The organism is Pseudomonas sp. BT76 TE3572, from assembly GCF_050435365.1.
In the GTDB taxonomy this organism is placed as follows: domain Bacteria; phylum Pseudomonadota; class Gammaproteobacteria; order Pseudomonadales; family Pseudomonadaceae; genus Aquipseudomonas; species Aquipseudomonas fluorescens_W.
The window spans coordinates 1,432,175-1,450,277 of sequence record NZ_JBNDKE010000001.1; the positions used below are offsets into that span (position 1 = coordinate 1,432,175).

An 18,103-nucleotide genomic window follows, 5' to 3' on the forward strand; every position below is an offset into this window, starting at 1 on the left:
GCGAGGGAGCTTGCTCCCGCTCGGCTGCGCAGCAGTCGTAAATCCTGGCGACTCGGTGCGTCAGAAATATCGTAGGGGGCTGCTTCGCACCCCAGCGGGAGCAAGCTCCCTCGCCACAAGATCACATCCATCGCACGATCAGGCTTTTTTGCCAGTAAACTCCCTCCCCTTTGGCCGCCATCATTTTCCTCGCGGCCATCACCTTATTTCCTACGGAGTTTCCCTTGCGTCTGTTTCACACCTCCGACTGGCACCTCGGGCAGAACCTGCACGGCCAGGAACGCGATTTCGAACACGCCTGCTTTCTCGAATGGCTGCTGCGCCAGCTAAAGCTGGACCAGCCAGACGTGCTTCTGATCGCCGGCGATATCTTCGACACGGTCAACCCGCCGGTCAAAGCCCAGGAACGTCTCTACGATTTCATCGTCAGTGCCCATGAACAACAGCCGAAGCTGACCATCGTGATGATCGCCGGCAACCATGACTCCGGTTCGCGCATTGAACTGCCCGCACCGCTGATGCGGCGTTTGCGCACGCATGCGCTGGGTCGTGTGCTGTGGCTGGATGATGGTCAACTCGACGCCGAGCGCTTGTTGCTGCCATTGCCGGATGCCAAGGGCAAAACCGTCGCCTGGTGCCTGGCGCTGCCGTTCCTGCGCCCCGCCGAAGTGACCGGCGCGCACCTGGGTGACAACTACCTGCGCGGTATCGGTCAGGTTCACGAGTGGCTGATCGAAGCGGCCAATGCCAAGCGCAAGCCAGGTCAGGCGCTGATCGCCATCAGCCACGCGCACATGGCCGGCGGTTCGGTGTCGGAAGACTCCGAGCGCAGCCTGATCATCGGTAACGCCGAAGCGCTGCCCGCCAGCCTGTTCGGGCCGAGCATCAGTTACGTCGCCCTCGGCCACTTGCACAAGCCGCAGAAGGTCAATGGTGAAGAGCGCATCCGCTACTGCGGCTCGCCGATTCCGTTGTCGTTCTCCGAGATCGGCTATCAGCACCAGATTCTCGACATCCAACTGAAAGGCGAAACCCTGGTCAGCGTCGAACCCAAGCTGATTCCCCGAGCGGTGAATCTGCAACGCATCGGCCCCGCGCCACTGGCGGACATCCTGCTTCAACTGGCCGACTTGCCGAACATCGACCTGCTGGCCGATATCCAGCGCCAGCCATGGCTGGAAGTTCGGGTGCGTCTCGATGAGCCGCAACCCGACTTGCGTTATCAAGTGGAATCCGCCCTGCAAGGCAAAGCCGTGCGTCTGGTGCGGATCGCCGCTGAATACGCGGGCAACGGCAGCCGCGATGGCGTCGATGACGGCACGACCTTGATCGAACTCGACCAGCTCTCGCCTCAAGAACTGTTCAGCCGCGCCTGGCAGGACAACTACGGCAGCGAGGTCGACGAGCAAACCCTCAAGGACTTCGCCGAGCTGTTGCAAGACGTGCAGATGGAGAGCGAACAACCATGAAGATCCTCGCGATTCGCCTGAAAAACCTCGCTTCACTGGCCGGGCCTTTTGAAATCGATTTTACCGCTGAGCCGTTGGCCAGCGCCGGTCTGTTCGCGATCACCGGGCCGACCGGCGCCGGTAAAAGCACCTTGCTCGACGCCTTGTGCCTGGCGCTGTTCGGTGCTGTGCCTCGGCTGAGCAATGCCCAGGTGTCTGCCAAAGCGCCAGACGCCGACGGCGAGATCAGCACTGGCGACCCGCGCACGCTGCTGCGTCGCGGTACTGGTGAAGGTTATGCCGAAGTAGATTTCGTTGGCATCGATGGCCGTCGCTACCGCGCTCGCTGGGAAGCCAATCGCGCCCGCGAGAAGGCCGGCGGCAAGCTGCAAGCCAGCCGCCAGAGTTTGCGCGACATCGATCTGGATCAACTGCTGGCCAGTCAGAAAGTCGAATTCAAGACCCAGCTCGAATCCGTACTGGGCTTGAACTTTGAGCAATTCACTCGCGCGGTGCTGCTGGCTCAGAGCGAATTCAGTGCGTTCCTCAAGGCTAACGACAACGAACGTAGCGAACTGCTGGAAAAACTCACCGACACCGCGCTGTATACGCGCCTCGGTCGCCGGGCGTTCGACAAAACCAAAGAGGCTCGCGAAGCCCACAAGTTGCTGCAGGATCAGGCCACTGGTGTGACGCCGTTGTCGCCAGAAGCGCGGGCAGAACTCGACGAACGCTTCAGCGAGGCTCAGCAACAACTCAAGACCCAGCAAGCGCAACTCAAGCAACTAGAACTGCAACACACCTGGCTCAAGGAATTGCGCCAGTTGCAGGACGAGCAGCAGAGCGCCACCGAACAGCTGCAATCGGCCCAGCAGCGCTGGGAAGGTCTGGCCGGCGAACGCTTGAAGCTGACTCGCCTGGAGCAACTGGCCCCGCAACGGCACCAGTTCGCCCGCAAGACCGAACTCACTGCCCGGCTCACACCGCTGGCCGCACAGATTCAGCAGCACACCCAACAGCAAACCGAACTGAATGAGCGCCAGGCGCACCTCGAACATAGCCTGAGCGCCGCGCAGACTGCACTGGTCGAAGCCCAAAGCCAACACACCACCAGCGCACCACTGCTGCGTCAGGCATTTGAAGAGCAAAGCACCCTCGCCCGTCTGGCCAAGGATGCCGGCCTCAGTGCCGATCTCAAGCAGCAGGCAGAACTGGCCTGCACTCAGGGCCAAAACACGATCCAAGGCTTGCTCGACCAACAGAAACAGGTCGCCGAACGTTTGCAGCGGATTGCCGGGGAGCTTGAGCAAAGCACCCCTCTGGCGCCCTTGAGCGATGCCTGGAACGCCTACCGTGATCGCCTGCAACAGCTGATGCTGATCGGCAATCGCCTGAACAAGGGCCAGGCTGAACTGGCCGCCCTGGAACAGAGCGCCGCTCGCGCTGCCGAGGATCTGTCCACTCAGCGCCAGAGCCTTGAAGTGCTGTACAAGGAGGCCGGCGCCGAACCGGAAGCGGTGGCCGAGCAGATTCAGATTCTCGGTAGTCTGTTGCAAGACAACCGCAAGCAGCAGCGGGCCTTTGAAGAGCTGACGCGCCTGTGGGCCAGTCAGCAGGAACTGGACAAGCGCGCGTCCGAGCTCCAGCAACGTCAGCTGATCGCTCAGCAAGCGCGTGAGCGTCTGACCCAGGACGGGGTGAAAGCCAAGAACGAATTGGTCGTTGCCGAACAGACCCTGACCGTCACCCGCGAACTGCTGGAACGTCAGCGCCTGGCCCGCAGCGCCAGCGTCGAAGAACTGCGCGAGCAGTTGCAGGACGATCAGCCGTGCCCGGTCTGTGGCAGCCCCGACCATCCCTATCATCAACCCGAAGCCCTGCTGCAAAGCCTCGGTCGACATGATGAAAGCGAACAGGCCAACGCCCAGAAAGCCGTCGACCTGCTGAAAGAAACGCTCACTGACCTGCGCGCTGAAGTGGGCGGCGTGATTGCGCAGCAAAAGGAGTTGCTGCAACAGCAAGAACACCTCGCGACCCAGCAGCAGAGCCTGACGCCTAGCCTTGAGGCACATCCGTTATCTGCGCAACTGCTCACGCAGGATGCGGCTAAACGCGATGTCTGGCTGGTGCAACAAAACAACCAGTTGAACCAAAGCATCACTCAGGATGAACAACGGCAGACCGCCCTGCTCACCCTGCAACAGGACGCCGCGCGCCTTCAACAGCAACTGCGTAGCGCTGAAACGGCGAGCCAGCAAGCTGCCCAACACCTGGCCAACCAGCAACGTGAGTTGAGCAGCGATCGCCAGCGTCTGGACGAGGAGCTGACGGCGTTCAGCACCCTGCTCCCGGCCGATACGCTGCAAGCGCTGCGCAACGAACCGGCCGCGACCTTCATGCAATTGGACCGGCAGATCAGCCAGCGCCTGGAACAACTCGATCAGCAACGCGATGAACTCAGCGAACAGCAACAGCGGCAGCAGACGCTGGAGAAAGAACAGGACCGCCAACTCACTCGCCTCCAGCAGTTGGAAACGGCCCGCCAGCAGTTCGCCGCTCTCGCCGACCAGCAACAGGCCTGCCAGCAAAAACTCACGCAATTGCTCGGCGAACACACCAGCGCCGAGCAGTGGCAGCAGCAACTGGATCAAGCCGTCGAACAGGCGCGCAATGCTGAGGCGACGGCCAATCAGGAACTGCAAACCGTGCGTACGCGGCTGGTGCAGCTGGGCGCCGAACTCAAGGCCCAGCAGGAACGCTCGCAGGCACTGGAAACCGAAGATCGCGAGTTGAGCGGCAAGATTGCCGACTGGCGCGCCTTGCATCCGGAGCTGGATGACGGTGGTCTGGAAGATCTGCTGAGTATCGACGACCAGCAGGTCAGCGAACTGCGTCAGCAATTGCAGCAAAGCGAAAAAGCCATCGAACAGACTAAGGTTCTGCTACAGGAACGCGATCAGCGTCTGCTCAATCATCAAGCACAGCACAACGGCAATCTCGACGCCGAACAGCTGGCGACAGCACTTGCCGAATTGCAAAACCTGTTCACCGCCAGCGAACACCGTTGCGCCGAACTGCGTGCCGAACAGGCCGAGGATCAGCGCCGGCAAAACGCCAATCAGGCCCTCGCGCAGCAGATCGCCGACGCCTACACCGAATACCAGCGCTGGGCACGTTTGAATGCACTGATCGGTTCGGCCACGGGCGACACCTTCCGCAAGATCGCCCAGGCCTACAACCTCGACCTGCTGGTGCATCACGCCAACGTTCAGTTGCGGCAACTGGTGCGGCGCTATCGCCTCAAACGTGGCGGCAGCATGCTCGGGTTGTTGGTGATGGACACCGAAATGGGTGATGAACTGCGTTCGGTGCATTCGTTGTCCGGCGGCGAGACGTTCCTGGTGTCGCTGGCCCTGGCGCTCGGTTTGGCGTCCATGGCATCGAGCACGCTGAAAATCGAATCATTGTTCATCGACGAAGGCTTCGGCAGCCTTGATCCGGAATCCCTGCAACTGGCCATGGACGCGCTCGACGGTTTGCAAGCCCAGGGACGTAAAGTCGCGGTGATCTCGCACGTGCAGGAAATGCATGAACGGATTCCGGTGCAGATTCAGGTCCGCCGTCAGGGCAATGGCCTGAGTACGCTGGAGGTGAAATGAATACGCTGTATTCCTTCCGCCGCTGCCCCTACGCGATGCGGGCGCGCATGGCCCTGCGCTACGCCGGCGTTGCGGTGAACATTGTCGAGGTCAGCCTGAAGGCTAAACCTGCCGAAATGCTCGCGCTGTCGAGTAAAGGCACGGTGCCGGTGCTGAGCGTCGACGGTCGGGTGATCGATGAAAGCCTGGCGATCATGCACTGGGCCCTGGCGCAGAGCGATCCGCAGGATTGGTTGCTCAAGGATGATCCTGTCGGGCAGCAACTCATCGCCGGGCTGATCGAAGAAAACGATCAGGTGTTCAAGGTGTACCTGAATCGCTACAAGTACGCCGAGCGATACCCCGAGCAGCCAATGGCGTTCTATCGCGCCGAGGGCGAGGTGTTTTTGCGCAGGCTTGATGAGTTGCTGGAGGGACGCGACTACTTGCTGGCCGAGCATCCGAGTCTGGCGGATGTGGCACTGATGCCGTTCGTACGGCAGTTCGCCCATGTGGATCGCGAGTGGTTCGGGCAGACGCCCTATCACCGTTTGCAGGCCTGGTTGCAGCAGTTTCTGGAGTCGGATTTGTTTATTGGTGTGATGCAAAAACAAGAAAATACATAAATAAATTGTGGCGAGGGAGCTTGCTCCCGTTCGGCTGCGAAGCAGTCGTGAATCGGCGGATAGAGTATTCCTGAAGAGCCAAGGTTGCAGGTTTTGGGGCCGCTTCGCAGCCCAGCGGGAGCAAGCTCCCTCGCCACAATGGACCTCATCGCTGCCGGCATTTACGCCAACACTTCACACATCTGCAACGCCGAGCAATCTACGTGGAACGGCCCGAAGAAATCGTCCTGACGTTCGATCGGCGGATTGCCGGCCATCAGGCCCAGGGCCTTGGCAGTTTCAATGTTGCGAGCAAGGTTGTGATTGGCTTCGATAGTCCGTGCCACCGACCCCGCCGAGCCCTGTCCGATCCCCAACAAGGAAGATCCATTGGTCATGAACGCCAGGAAGGCGATGACCCAAAGTCTGTGCCCTTTCATTCCCCGGCGACTCCCGAGAGTTCAGCCTGATCGACCATCGCGGTTTGCGAACGGTGTTCAAACTGGATGCCGGGATGAGCGACTTGAATCGGCGCTTCAAGCGGTTGACGCGATTGTGGCGAGAGGCTGACAACCAGCACCAGGACCACGTAAAGAACGATAGCCAGGTAGGCGCCGTGTTTGGCAGAAGTGATGATTGCGCTGGCCATGATGTTCTCCGCAGGCATGTTTCGATGCCCACAGATTCGATCAAAAAAGCGGTGATAACCACTCAGGGTTATCCATAGTAACCATCAGCTTCGTTAATCATTAAGCCAAACTATCTCAGTCTTCAATAAAACTCATCAAGCGCTCGCGGGCCGCATCCGGCTCTTCTGGAACGGGCTGGGTGGCCGAAAGAATGGGGGTGGAATAGAGAAACAGAAGAACCACGGCCAGACGCATTGCCATGCTGTCGATCCTTATCAGGAGAAGGAGTCAAAAAATCAGCGTCAAATTTAAACTTGTGGCCATGTGATATCAAGCAATACATTGATAGCAATATGATGCTGTCGTAAACGCGTTATGCAGGAGCGACATCACTCAGGTTTCTCGAAGCTTTTCAGCTCGATCGGCGCAAGTGACTTCGCTCCTGCATAAAGGGTGCAGGGGTCAAATTTCAAGCTTGGGTTTTGTGATCCAGAGCCGCGTAAAAGTTGGCGCTCTGTTGCAGGTATTTCTGGGTGTAGCTTTGGGCGTGGGATTTTTTGTCGCTGATTTCAATGTTGGCGCTGGCCGGCAACGCAACGGTGGCAGAGATAGCGGAAGCGGCGATTACAGAGAAGAGATTGAAGTTCATGGCGGTGTTCCTCGGATTCAGTTGGCTTGCTTGCCCGGTGGGGCCGTGAAGCAAACTTAACCGTCGAGGTTGGCGCCTTGAAATCTTTTGTAGCATTAGCAGATATCAGCGTCATTAATAGAAGGATGCAGGCCCCATCAACCGGGGCCTGCGGCCTATTGACGCACCATGAACTTGAGATCGCTCGGGGCATCCATCGGCAGTTTTTGCACGGTTTTACCCAGCAGGCCTGTCTTTGAATCGCGCTCGACAACGACAATCTGGTTACTTTTCTGGTTAGCGATCAGCAAGAACTTGCCACTCGGATCGAGGCTGAACTCACGCGGGTGATCACCTTCAACAGAACGGCGCTGCAGTTCCTTGAGGTGCCCGGTCGCAGAATCGATGGCGAACACCAACAGCTGATTGGCGGTGCCACGGTTGCTGACGTAGAGGAACTTGCCATCGCGCGACGCGTGAAGCGCAGCGGCTGCCTTGTCCGAAACGGGCTGACCCGTCGCCAACTCGATCATTTGCGTTTGCTTGAGTTGGCCGTCCTTGTAATCGAACACCGCAACCTGCGCACTCATTTCCATGGTCAGCCACGCGTGCTTGCCATCGGCGCTGAACAGCAGATGACGCGGCCCGCTACCGGGTGGCAACTGGACGGACGCCGGAGTCGCGGCGGTCAAGGGCAGTTCCGGGTTGGCCTTGGGGTCGAAGCGGTAGGCAAAGATCTTGTCGGCGCCCAGGTCATTGGAGAACACATACTTGCCGTCCGGCGACGCAACCGTGGAATGCACGTGCGCCGACATCTGCCGCTCGGGATTGACCCGGCTCGATGGATGGCTGCTCATCTGCACCACGGTTTTCAGCTTGCCGTCGGCGTCCACCGGCAATACCGCCAGCGTGCCGCCCGGATCTTCAGCCACTGAGTAGTTGCTGACAAACAGGTGACTGGCTTCAACGCTGAGGCCCGAGTGCGTCGGTTCGTTGCCCAGGCTCTGCACCTGATTGATCAGGCTCAGCGCATGGGTTTCGGGATCGATCGCATAACTGCTGACGCGCCCTACCGGATCAGTCTGTCCCGGGCCGTTTTCGTTGACCACGAACAGGTGACGCTGATCCTTGGACAGGGTCAGCCAGGACGGGTTTTCACTCTTGACCACTTGCAGCGGTTTGGCATCGATCTGCCCGGTGGCGCTGTCGAAGTTCAGGCGATAAATCCCCTGGCTCTGACCGGCTGTGTAGGAACCGACCAGCAACTGATAGTCGTCGGCCGACGCAACCTGAAAGCCCATTGCGCCGACGCTGCCGGCCATCAGCAGTGGCCAGAGCTTACGCATCCTCATTCACTTCTTCCTCGTCGTCATCACCGCGGAACGCGGTCATGCACACCAACCGGTGCTCGCCGGAACTGCCGGTGATCAGCCAGCTTTGCAAGTCTGGATCGAAGGTCGCGGCCTCGACTTCGGCCGGGGTGAACTCCCAGTGCTTGGACACACGACCGTCCAGGCATTCGATGTGCAGGTTATCGTCTTCATCGAGGGAAAATTCGAAAGCGTGCAGCCCATCGATTTCCACCATATCGCAGTGTTCGAGGGTGGCGAGCAAGGTGTCGGTTGCGGCAGTCATGGCAGTCAATCTTTGAATGGGAAAGACGCAATGATAGCTCATCCCCCTATGATCGTTCCCACGCAGAGCGTGAGAACGATCATCCGTTAGAGGGCTTCGCGCGAAGGTTGGCCATCCACCAACCGTTGAATACGCAGCGGATTGCCATTCTTCAAGGCATCCGGCAGCAAGCTGTCGGGGTAGTTCTGGAAGCACACCGGACGCAGGAAACGGTCGATGGCCAAGGTGCCCACCGACGTACCACGCGCATCGGATGTTGCCGGATACGGCCCGCCGTGGACCATCGAATCGCAGACTTCCACGCCAGTCGGATAGCCGTTGAGCAGGATCCGTCCGACCTTCTGTTCCAGCAACGGCGTCAGCTCAGCGAACTGCTCGAAGTCTGCCGGCTCGCCAATGATCGTCGCCGTCAGCTGTCCGTGAAGACCGTTCAGCGCGGCGCTGAGCTGCGCCTGATCGGCCACTTCGACAAACACCGTGGTGGGGCCGAACACTTCTTCCTGCAGCACTTCATCGCCCTTGATCAACAGGCTGACATCCGCTTTGAACAACTGCGGTTGCGCCTGATTGCCTTGTTGCGGGCTACCGGCCAGATGCTCGATACCGGGATGCGCGAGGAGTTTTTGCAGACCTTTGCCATAGCTGCCCAAGGTTCCGGCATTGAGCATGGTTTGCGCTGGCTGATCGCCGATCAGGCTCGCCACCTGTTGCACGAACGCACTGAATTGCGGCGAACGAATACCGATCACCAAACCGGGATTGGTGCAGAACTGACCACAGCCCTGGACCACCGAAGCGGTGAGGTCGCGGGCCACCGATTCGGCGCGGGCTTGCAGTGCCTGCGGCAACACGATCACCGGGTTGATGCTCGACATCTCGGCAAACACCGGGATCGGTTGTGGACGCGCGGCCGCCATGTCGCACAACGCACGACCACCTTTCAACGAACCGGTAAAGCCAACCGCCTGAATCGCCGGATGCTTGACCAACGCTTCGCCGACGCCACCGCCGTAGATCATGTTGAACACGCCGGCCGGCATGCCGGTTTTTTCTGCGGCGCGGATGATCGCGTCAGCCACCCGTTCAGCTGTGGCCATGTGACCGCTGTGGGCCTTGAACACCACCGGGCAACCGGCGGCCAACGCCGACGCGGTGTCGCCGCCGGCCGTGGAGAACGCCAACGGAAAGTTACTCGCGCCAAACACGGCCACCGGCCCGAGGCCGATGCGGTACTGACGCAAGTCCGGACGTGGCAACGGTTGGCGCTCGGGCAATGCCCGATCGATCCGCGCACCGTAGAAATCACCGCGACGCAGCACCTTGGCGAACAGGCGCATCTGACCGCTGGTGCGACCGCGCTCGCCTTGAATCCGTGCGGCGGGCAGCGCGGTTTCGCGGCAGACCAGCGCAACAAAGTCATCGCCCAGCGCGTCCAGTTCATCGGCAATCGCATCGAGAAATTGCGCCCGACGTTCGGCGCTCAGGCTGCGATAGGTCGGGTACGCCGCGGCGGCAGCCTTGGCGGCGGCATCGACTTCTTCCGGGGTCGCCTGGAAGAAATCGTACGGCAACGCTTCGCCCGTGCTGGCGTCGACGCTCTGTAGTTTGAGCGGGCCGGCCGCATTACGCTGGCCGCCGATGTAGTTGTGACCAAGAATCTGGGTCATGCGTATCTCCTTAAAGGGTGCCAACGGTGCCGGGCTCGAACGCTGCTGCAACCGGTGCAATCCCGTTGATCAACGGTGCACCGAACTCGGCCTGACTGATCTCGAACACGTCACCCGGCCGGGTGCGAATGCCGTCGGCAAAGGACAGGGTCGCGGTGCCGAAGAAGTGAATGTGCACATCGCCCGGACGCAGGAACTGGCTGTATTTGAAATGGTGGTACTCAAGGTTTTCCAGGCTGTGGCACATGTTGGCCTCGCCACTGAGAAACTCGTTCTGCCACAGCACCTCACCGTTGCGCAGGATGCGGCTGGTGCCTGCCAGGTGCTCCGGCAATTCGCCGACCCGAAGTTCCGGGCCATAGCTGCAACTGCGCAGTTTCGAATGGGCCAGGTAGAGGTAATTCTTGCGTTCCATCACATGGTCAGAGAACTCGTTGCCCACGGCGAAACCGAGTCGATACGGTTTGCCGTCGTGGCCGATGACGTAGAGACCGCTGAGCTCCGGCTCCTCCCCCGCGTCTTCGGCGAACGGTGGCAGCGGGAACGGTTGGCCCGGACGCACGACGATGCTGCCGTCGCCCTTGTAGAACCATTCCGGTTGTACACCGGCCTGCCCGGCCACCGGTTTACCGCCCTCCACTCCCCATTTGAAAATGCGCATGGTGTCGGTCATCGCGGCTTCGTCGCCGGCTTGCTGATGCATCTTGTCCCGCGCCGACGCACTGCCCAAATGGGTCAGGCCCGTACCGCTGACCAGCATGTGCGCGGGATCCGGGTGATCCAGCGGCGGCAATATACGCAACGCGGCCAACAGTTCTGCATAGTCATGGCTGATGCCCAGGCCGAGGTTTTTCACCTGCTGCTCAAGATTGACGCCCGCCTCGATCGCGGCCAACGCCAGGTCACGAACGGTGCGTGCGTCTTGCACTTCGCGCACCAGACTGTCTTCGACCACGCCCACCCGGCGCTCGCCGTTACTCAATTCGAACTGAACTAAACGCATGATTTTCTCCTTTGTTATTCAGAACACCGCAGATCCCTGTAGGAGTGAGCCTGCTCGCGATAGCGGTCTAACCTTCAACATCTATGTCGAATGACACTCCGTCATCGCGAGCAGGCTCACTCCTACAGGGGGCGGTGTCAGTCATTCAGGTGCGGGTTGCGCCACGGGCGCTGGCAGCGAATTGGTCGGCCGGCAGTACGTGCTTGCGTTCCAGCAGGCGATAGACCACACCGGTCAACACCAGACCGAACACCATCACGCCAGACAAGAAGTACAGGCCCGAAGCCAGGTTGCCGGTGTATTCCTTCAGTGCGCCGATCACGAACGGGCCGATGTAGCCGCCGAGGTTGCCCACCGAGTTGATCAAGGCGATCCCTGCCGCCGCACTGGCGCCGGCAAAGAAGCGGCCTGGCAAGGTCCAGAACACCGCGGTGCAGGAAAACAGCGCAAAGGCCACCAGGCACAACGCCGCCAGTTGCAGCACCGGCACGGTCAACCAGGCACTGAGAAACAGGCCGATGGCGCCCAACACGTAAAGCACCGCCAAGTGGCCGTAGCGATCATTCAAGCGGTCGGAACTGCGCGGAATGATCAGCAACCCGATGATCCCGAAGATGTACGGCACCGACGACACAAAACCGGTCACCAGATCCGTGCCACCGAACTGTTTGATCAAGGTCGGCAACCACAAGCCCAGGCCGTAGATGCTCAGGGTCACCGGCAGATAGAACAGCGCCAGCAGCAACACGCGTTTGTCCTTGAGGGCGTGCAACGGATTGCCGTGGCGGGTCTGGCCGTACTCCTCAAGATCCTTTTTCAGTTCGCCGGTCAGCCAGTCTTTTTCGGCCTGGTCCATCCACTTCACTTGTTTCGGACCATCCGGCAGCCAACGCAGCACTGGCCAGGTCAACAGGATCGCCGGAGTGCCGATGACGATGAACAGCCACTGCCAGCCATGCAGGCCAAGAACGCCGTCCATGCCGAGCAGACCGCCGGACACCGGGCCGGTGATCAACATGGCGATGGGTTGGGAAAGGATGAATAGTCCAAGGATCTTGCCGCGATGGCGCACCGGGAACCACTGAGTGATGTAGTAGAGAACGCCCGGGAAGAACCCGGCTTCCGCCGCGCCGAGCAGAAAGCGCATCACATAGAAACTGTGCGGCCCCTGGACGAAGGCCATGCCGATGGTGATGGCGCCCCAGGTGACCATGATCCGCGCGAACCAGCGCCGCGCGCCAAAGCGTTCGAGCATCAGGTTGCTGGGAATTTCCAGCAGGAAATAGCCAATGAAAAACAGCCCTGCACCGAGCCCGTAAGCCGCGTCACCGATACCGAGGTCGGCGCCCATGTGCAACTTGGCGAAACCTACGGCGGAGCGATCCACATAGGCGATCAGGTACAGCAGGATCAGGAAGGGAATCAGTTTCAGCGTGATGCGACGAATAAGCCGCAGTTCCTGGCTCATGAGATCGGTCTCCGATTGTTGTTGTTATAGAACCTCGGGGGACGCCTCTCGCGGAAAACCGCCAGGGCCATCCCTCCGTTGAAACGGACTATATAGTAATACTATTTATGCAACAACACTTCCAAACGGCGGAAATTGCGCTTATGTTACGCCTCAGCTCTAACTATATAGTCATACAATAAGAGAACCGATCATGTCTGATAAGAAACCCACCCTGCGCTCCGCCCAATGGTTTGGCACTGCCGACAAAAACGGCTTCATGTACCGCAGCTGGATGAAGAATCAGGGCATCGCCGACCACCAGTTCCACGGCAAGCCGATCATCGGCATCTGCAACACCTGGTCGGAACTGACCCCGTGCAACGCGCATTTCCGCCAGATCGCGGAGCACGTCAAACGCGGGGTGATCGAGGCTGGGGGCTTTCCCGTGGAATTCCCGGTGTTTTCCAACGGCGAGTCGAACCTGCGTCCGACCGCCATGCTCACCCGCAACCTGGCGAGCATGGACGTCGAAGAAGCCATTCGCGGCAACCCGATTGACGGTGTTGTGCTGCTGACCGGTTGCGACAAAACCACCCCGGCGTTGTTGATGGGCGCCGCCAGTTGCGACGTGCCGGCGATTGTCGTCACCGGCGGGCCGATGCTCAACGGCAAGCACAAAGGTCAGGACATTGGTTCGGGCACCGTGGTCTGGCAGCTAAGCGAACAGGTCAAGGCTGGCACCATCACCATTGACGATTTTCTTGCGGCCGAGGGTGGCATGTCCCGCTCGGCGGGTACGTGCAACACCATGGGCACCGCGTCGACCATGGCCTGCATGGCTGAAGCACTGGGCACTTCCCTGCCCCACAACGCGGCGATTCCAGCGGTCGATGCGCGTCGTTATGTGCTGGCGCACATGTCCGGCATGCGCGCGGTGGAGATGGTTCGCGAAGATTTGAAACTGTCGAAAATCCTCACCAAAGAAGCCTTCGAAAACGCCATTCGCGTGAACGCCGCCATCGGTGGCTCGACCAACGCCGTGATCCATTTGAAAGCCATCGCCGGGCGCATCGGTGTGGAACTGGATCTGGATGACTGGACCCGTATGGGTCGCGGCATGCCGACCATCGTCGACCTGCAACCGTCCGGGCGCTTCCTGATGGAAGAGTTCTACTACGCCGGCGGCCTGCCAGCGGTGCTGCGTCGTCTGGGTGAAGCCAACCTGATTCCACATCCGAATGCACTGACCGTCAACGGCAAGACCCTCGGCGAGAACACCAAGGACGCGCCGATTTATGGCCAGGATGAAGTAATCCGCACCTTCGACAACCCGATCCGCGCCGACGGCGGCATCTGTGTGTTGCGCGGCAACCTCGCACCACTCGGCGCAGTGCTCAAGCCTTCCGCCGCCAGCGCCGAACTGATGCAACATCGCGGGCGTGCGGTGGTGTTCGAGAACTTCGACATGTACAAGGCGCGGATCAACGATCCGGAACTGGACGTGGATGCCAACTCGATTCTGGTGATGAAAAACTGCGGACCGAAGGGTTATCCGGGCATGGCGGAAGTCGGCAACATGGGCTTGCCGGCCAAGTTGCTGGCCCAGGGTGTGACGGACATGGTGCGCATTTCCGATGCGCGCATGAGCGGCACGGCGTACGGCACCGTCGTTCTGCACGTGGCCCCGGAAGCGGCCGCCGGCGGACCTTTAGCGACCGTGAAGGAAGGCGACTGGATCGAACTCGACTGCGCCAACGGTCGTCTGCACCTGGACATTCCCGACGCCGAACTGGCGGCGCGCATGGCCGATCTGCAACCGCCACAGCAATTGATCGTGGGCGGTTATCGTCAGCTGTACATCGATCATGTGCTGCAGGCAGATCAGGGCTGCGATTTCGACTTCCTGGTGGGTTGCCGTGGCTCCGAAGTTCCCCGCCACTCCCACTGATCCCCCCCTGTAGGAGTGAGCCTGCTCCGGGCTCACTCCTACATTGGTTGTTCATCTGATTCAGGACCGGGTCCACGCCTGTTATCATGCGCAGCACCCCATCGCCCAGGATCACGCCGTTCCCCATGGATTACCGCAAACCCTCCGACCGCAAAAGCATGCATTCGCGCATCGTCCAGGAACTGGGCATGCAGATCGTTTCCGGACGCTTCAAGCCGTGTGACAAACTGCCCGCCGAAGCCCTGTTGTGCGAGGAGTACGCGGTCAGCCGTCCAGTCCTGCGCGAAGCCACCCGGGTGTTGGTCGCCAAGGGCCTGGTGTATTCCCGTCCGCGAGTGGGCACGGTGGTCAAGCAGCGCAAGGAATGGCACATGCTCGATCCGGATGTGCTGCACTGGCTGATGCAAAGCAGCCCGCAAAATGAATTCTTCGACCTGCTGACCAGCGTGCGCAGCATCATCGAACCCGCAGCGGCTGCCCTCGCCGCGCAGTTCGCCACGGAGGCTGACATCGCCTCTATCGGTGAAGCCTACCAACGCATGGAAGCGGCGCCGACACCGGAAGCGCTGCTGCAACCGGACCTGGATTTCCATAGCCGGATTGCCGATGCGACCCATAACGACTTGCTGGCCAACCTGTGCAACATGCTGTCGGTGGCGATTGCCGAAGCCTTGAAGCATTCCAATCAGCGGCCGAATCTGCATGAACTGGCATTGCCCCGGCACAAGGCGATTCTGACGGCGATCGAGAACCGGGATGCGCTGGGTGCGCGGCATGCGACGTTGGTGCAACTGGATGATGCGCGTAGTGCGTTGAATGCGGTGTTGGGTACCGATCCTTCCTGACACAACACAATCCCATAGCTACAAAAATCCCCTGTAGGAGTGAGCCTGCTCGCGATGACGGAGTGTCATTCGACATAGATGTTGAATGTTAGACCGCTATCGCGAGCAGGCTCACTCCTACAGGGGGGTAGTGTGGAATTCGGGATGTAAAAAAGCCGCAACCAAGGTTGCGGCTTTTCTATTTCAGCCTGGGATCAGTGAGCAAACAACGAATTGCCCTTCTGCCCCGCCAGTTTCTCCGGTTTGATCAGGAACCGTGCCAGCGCTGGCAGTAGCCACAGTGCGCCGAACATGTTCCAGAGCAGCATGAAGGTCAGCATCAGGCCCATGTCGGCCTGGAACTTGATGGCCGAGAAGATCCAGGTGCACACGCCGATCGCCAGGCACAGACCGGTGAACAGCACGGCTTTACCGGTGGACTTCAGCGTCTGGTAGTACGCCTCTTGCAACGGCAGACCGGCACGCAGGAAGCTTTCCAGACGGCTGTAGATGTAGATGCCGTAATCCACGCCAATCCCCACCCCGAGCGCCACAACCGGTAGGGTCGCAACTTTTACGCCAATGCCCATGAAGGCCATCAGGGCGTTGCCGAGAACCGAAGTCAGTACCAGCGGCAGCACGATGCACAACGTCGCCGCCCATGAACGGAAGGTGATCATGCACATGGTCGCCACGCAGATGTACACCAGGACCAGGATGGTCAGCTCGGATTCCTTGATCACCTCGTTGGTGGCGGCCTCGATCCCGGCGTTACCGGCGGCGAGGATGAATTCCAGGCCTTCCTTGTTGTTCTCCTTGGCGAAGTCCTGCACCGCATGCACGGCGCGATCCAGGGTTGCGGCCTTGTGATCGTTTAGGAACACCAGCACCGGAGCCAGGGAGCAACTGTTGTTGTACAGGCCATCAGCCCGAGCGATCGAGTTGTTCAGCACATCCGGGTTACGCGACAGCGTTTCCCATTTCAGGTTGCCCTCGTTCATGCCCTTGATCATCTGCTTGGACACGGTCACCAACGAGATCGCCGACTGCACGCCCTCGGTGTTCTGCATCTTCCACATCAGCTCGTCGATCGGTGCCATGGCTTCGTAGCGCGAGCAGCCTTCTGACTTGGTCTTGACCATCACCACCAACACGTCGGAACTGGTGGAGTAGTTGCTGATGATGAAGTTGTTGTCCTTGTTGTAGCGCGAGTCCGGACGCAGTTCCGGAGCGCCCTGGTCAAGGTCACCGATTTTCAGGTTCTGGCTGTACCAGAGGCCACCGCTGAAAGCCAACAAGGCCAAAACAATCGACACCGGCGCCACTTTCGGGCTGGCAAAGTTCGACAGCAAACGCCAGAACGGATGTTCGCGGTGCGCGTCTTTCTTGCTGCGATCGACGGCGCGTTTGCTGATACCGACGTAGGAAATCGCCACTGGCAGCAGGATCAGGTTGGTGAACACGATCACCGCCACACCAATGGATGCGCCGATCGCCAGTTCACGAATCACGCCGATGTCGATGATCAGCAGCGTGATGAAACCCACCGCATCCGCGAGGATCGCAATCATCCCCGGCAGGAACAGCTGACGGAACGTACGTCGTGCTGCAGTCAGTGCGTTGTCCGCCTCGCTGGACTGCAAGGCAATCCCGTTGATCTTCTGCACACCGTGGGAAATACCAATGGCGAAAATCAGGAACGGCACCAGCATCGAATACGGATCGAGCCCGAAGCCGAAGAAGTGCATCAAGCCGAGCTGCCAGACCACCGCCACCAGCGTCGTACTCAACACCGCCACGGTGCTGCGCATGCAGTTGGTGAACCAGTACAGCAGGATCAACGTGATGATGAAGGCAACGCCGAAGAACATCACCACCATGACCAGCCCATCGATCAGGTCGCCGACTTTCTTGGCGAAACCGACGATGTGGATCTGCACGTTGGGGTTCTGGGCTTCGAATTTATTGCGGATCTTGTCTTCGAGTTCGTGAGAGAACTTGCGGTAATCCAGCGCCAGCAACTTGCCCTGGTCCTGCGGGTCAGGGTAGGACTCCAGCAGCGGGATATCGACAATGCTCGACTTGAAGTCGTTGGCCACCAGACGCCCGACCTGACCGGACTTGAGTACGTTGTTGCGCAACAGGTCGAGGCTTTGCTGGGAACCGTTGTAGCTCTGCGGAATCACTTCACCACCGGCGAAGCCCTCCTCCGTCACTTCGGTCCAGCGTACGCTCGGGCTCCACAGCGACTTGAGGCCGGAACGGTCAACACCGGAGATGTAGAACACCTCGTCGTTGATCTGACGCAGGGTCTCCATGTACTCCTTGGAGAAGATGTCGCCATCAGTGGCTTCCACCGAGATGCGCACCGTATTGCCCAGGTTCGCCAGATCGTTGCGATGCTCCATCATCTTTTGAATGAATGGATGCTCGAGCGGGATCATTTTTTCGAAACTGGTGGACGGCCGGATCAGCGTCGCCTGCCAGAACAGGAAAATACTGACCAGCAGGCAGATGACGATCACTGCCGGGCGGTTGTTGAAAATCAGGCGCTCGAGAAACGTCGCCTTGTCATGATGATGAGTGCTCAAGGATGTCATAGACCCGCCTTCTTATTATTTGCCCGGC

General features: G+C 59.7%; 15 protein-coding genes. 5 read left to right on the plus strand and 10 right to left on the minus strand.

What is annotated here, in order from left to right; translation table 11 throughout:
• Positions 1-224: 224 nt before the first annotated feature.
• Genes ABH912_RS06400 through ABH912_RS06410 form a run of 3 tightly spaced genes read left to right on the plus strand, consistent with a single transcriptional unit; the run spans position 225 to position 5,712 of the window.
• Positions 225-1,469: an exonuclease SbcCD subunit D C-terminal domain-containing protein gene (locus ABH912_RS06400; protein ID WP_033054665.1), complete on the plus strand. Its 1,245-nt coding sequence runs from the start codon at positions 225-227 to the stop codon at positions 1,467-1,469.
• Positions 1,466-5,107 carry an AAA family ATPase gene (locus ABH912_RS06405; RefSeq protein ID WP_429510122.1) on the plus strand — a complete coding sequence of 1,214 codons (3,642 nt, stop codon included), beginning with the start codon at positions 1,466-1,468 and terminating at the stop codon, positions 5,105-5,107. Before ABH912_RS06400 ends, ABH912_RS06405 begins: the two co-directional genes overlap by 4 nt.
• Positions 5,104-5,712 (plus strand): glutathione S-transferase, encoded by a 609-nt coding sequence (locus ABH912_RS06410; RefSeq protein ID WP_033054661.1) that lies wholly within the window; start codon positions 5,104-5,106, stop codon positions 5,710-5,712. Before ABH912_RS06405 ends, ABH912_RS06410 begins: the two co-directional genes overlap by 4 nt.
• 161 nt (positions 5,713-5,873) lie before the next feature.
• On the opposite strand, the gene ABH912_RS06415 is transcribed toward ABH912_RS06410, so the two are convergent.
• From ABH912_RS06415 to ABH912_RS06455, 9 genes are all read right to left on the minus strand, one after another.
• Complete coding sequence (locus ABH912_RS06415) at positions 5,874-6,131, minus strand: hypothetical protein (RefSeq protein ID WP_033054660.1); 258 nt, start codon at positions 6,129-6,131, stop codon at positions 5,874-5,876.
• On the minus strand, positions 6,128-6,340 hold the full coding sequence (locus ABH912_RS06420; protein ID WP_033054659.1) for a hypothetical protein: 213 nt from the start codon (positions 6,338-6,340) through the stop codon (positions 6,128-6,130). The genes ABH912_RS06415 and ABH912_RS06420 overlap by 4 nt, the downstream gene beginning before the upstream one ends.
• 115 nt (positions 6,341-6,455) lie before the next feature.
• Complete coding sequence (locus ABH912_RS06425) at positions 6,456-6,581, minus strand: hypothetical protein (protein WP_269434503.1); 126 nt, start codon at positions 6,579-6,581, stop codon at positions 6,456-6,458.
• A 208-nt stretch (positions 6,582-6,789) separates the two neighbouring features.
• Complete coding sequence (locus ABH912_RS06430) at positions 6,790-6,969, minus strand: hypothetical protein (protein ID WP_033054657.1); 180 nt, start codon at positions 6,967-6,969, stop codon at positions 6,790-6,792.
• A gap of 155 nt (positions 6,970-7,124) precedes the next feature.
• Positions 7,125-8,294: a lactonase family protein gene (locus ABH912_RS06435; protein ID WP_033054655.1), complete on the minus strand. Its 1,170-nt coding sequence runs from the start codon at positions 8,292-8,294 to the stop codon at positions 7,125-7,127.
• Positions 8,287-8,583, minus strand: a complete 297-nt coding sequence (locus ABH912_RS06440; protein WP_033054654.1) for a DUF5629 family protein — start codon at positions 8,581-8,583, stop codon at positions 8,287-8,289. The genes ABH912_RS06435 and ABH912_RS06440 overlap by 8 nt, the downstream gene beginning before the upstream one ends.
• An 86-nt stretch (positions 8,584-8,669) precedes the next feature.
• Positions 8,670-10,250, minus strand: a complete 1,581-nt coding sequence (locus tag ABH912_RS06445; protein WP_033054652.1) for an aldehyde dehydrogenase (NADP(+)) — start codon at positions 10,248-10,250, stop codon at positions 8,670-8,672.
• Between the two features lie 10 nt (positions 10,251-10,260).
• The gene (araD1, locus tag ABH912_RS06450) at positions 10,261-11,253 is read right to left on the minus strand and encodes an AraD1 family protein (RefSeq protein WP_429510125.1); all 993 of its coding nucleotides are present in this window, start codon (positions 11,251-11,253) and stop codon (positions 10,261-10,263) included.
• A gap of 145 nt (positions 11,254-11,398) precedes the next feature.
• Positions 11,399-12,721: an MFS transporter gene (locus tag ABH912_RS06455; protein ID WP_033054649.1), complete on the minus strand. Its 1,323-nt coding sequence runs from the start codon at positions 12,719-12,721 to the stop codon at positions 11,399-11,401.
• 193 nt (positions 12,722-12,914) lie between these two features.
• Here ABH912_RS06455 and ABH912_RS06460 point away from each other — a divergent pair, with 193 nt between their 5' ends.
• Positions 12,915-14,651, plus strand: a complete 1,737-nt coding sequence (locus tag ABH912_RS06460) for an IlvD/Edd family dehydratase (RefSeq protein WP_429510127.1) — start codon at positions 12,915-12,917, stop codon at positions 14,649-14,651.
• A 125-nt stretch (positions 14,652-14,776) separates the two neighbouring features.
• A complete protein-coding gene (locus tag ABH912_RS06465) occupies positions 14,777-15,496 on the plus strand; it encodes a FadR/GntR family transcriptional regulator (protein WP_033054647.1) in 720 nt (239 codons plus the stop codon).
• Between the two features lie 194 nt (positions 15,497-15,690).
• On the opposite strand, the gene ABH912_RS06470 is transcribed toward ABH912_RS06465, so the two are convergent.
• Positions 15,691-18,075: an efflux RND transporter permease subunit gene (locus ABH912_RS06470; protein ID WP_033054645.1), complete on the minus strand. Its 2,385-nt coding sequence runs from the start codon at positions 18,073-18,075 to the stop codon at positions 15,691-15,693.
• Between the last annotated feature and the right edge of the window lie 28 nt (positions 18,076-18,103).